The following is a 1,259-nucleotide window of genomic DNA, read 5'->3' as shown; positions in this document are numbered from 1 at the left end:
ACCCCGCCGCCACGGCTGTCGTCGTCGCGACGCGGCCCACGCGGCCGGTCGTCCCGCCGCTCGAACCCACCGCCGGACCGCCCACCGCGGTCGTCGTCGCGACGCGGCCCACGGAAACCACCACGGTCATCGTCACGACGCGGCCCACGGAAACCACCGCGGTCATCGTCACGACGCGGCCCACGATCACGATCCCGGTCGTCCCGACGGAACCCGCCACCGGAACCACCACGGCTGTCGTCCCGACGGAGGCCACCCGAACGCTCATCACGCCGATCGTCCCGACGGAAACCACCACCGGACCCGCCGCGGCTGTCGTCGCGCCGGTACCCGCCGCCACGGCTGTCGTCGTCGCGACGCGGCCCACGCGGCCGGTCGTCCCGCCGCTCGAACCCACCGCCGGACCGCCCACCGCGGTCGTCGTCACGACGCGGCCCACGGAAACCACCACGGTCGTCATCGCGACGCGGCCCACGATCACGATCCCGGTCATCCCGACGGAAACCGCCACCGGAACCACCACGGCTGTCGTCCCGACGGAAACCACCCGAACGCTCATCACGCCGATCGTCCCGACGGAAACCACCACCGGTACCGCCACGGCTGTCGTCGTCGCGACGCGGCCCACGGAAACCACCGCGGTCATCGTCACGACGCGGCCCACGATCACGATCCCGGTCATCCCGACGGAACCCGCCACCGGAACCACCACGGCTGTCGTCCCGACGGAAGCCACCCGAACGCTCATCACGCCGATCGTCCCGACGGAAACCACCACGGTCGTCGTCACGACGCGGCCCACGGAAACCACCGCGGTCATCGTCACGACGCGGCCCACGATCACGATCCCGGTCGTCACGGCGGAAGCCGCCACCGCCGGTGGGCCGGCCGTCGTCACGACGGTAGCCACCACGGTCGTTGTCTCGGCGCGGTCCGCCGGAGCGGTCGTCACGGCGGCCGCTGAAACCGCCCCGGTCACCACCGTCCCGGCGACGCGGCTCGCGCTCCGAACGATCGTCGGGAGAGTTGGTGGACATCGGTGTGACTCCTGTCATCAAGTGCTACAAGACATTCTCACGCAGTCGGACACCCGACGCGCTACGGGAAAACAAAAGGACCCTTGGTCCCAGCGTGAACGCTGGGACCAAGGGTCCTTGAAAGATTGTTCGGCGGCGTCCTACTCTCCCACAGGGTCCCCCCTGCAGTACCATCGGCGCTGAAAGGCTTAGCTTCCGGGTTCGGAATGTAACCGGGCGTTT

The 1,259-nt window shown here is 69.8% G+C and carries 1 protein-coding gene and 1 rRNA gene; both read right to left on the bottom strand.

Going from position 1 to position 1,259, the window contains the following annotated elements:
• The coding region (locus ACIQCZ_RS41840) for a hypothetical protein (RefSeq protein ID WP_402291365.1) at window positions 1–952 on the bottom strand (952 nt) is incomplete at its 3' end.
• A 212-nt stretch (window positions 953–1,164) separates the two neighbouring features.
• Window positions 1,165–1,259 (bottom strand): 5S ribosomal RNA (rrf, locus tag ACIQCZ_RS41835); the annotation flags it as partial.

This window comes from Streptomyces sp. NPDC093149 (assembly GCF_044754145.1).
Taxonomy (GTDB): Bacteria; Actinomycetota; Actinomycetes; order Streptomycetales; family Streptomycetaceae; genus Streptomyces.
This window is presented reverse-complemented; position numbering and strand designations above follow the sequence as displayed.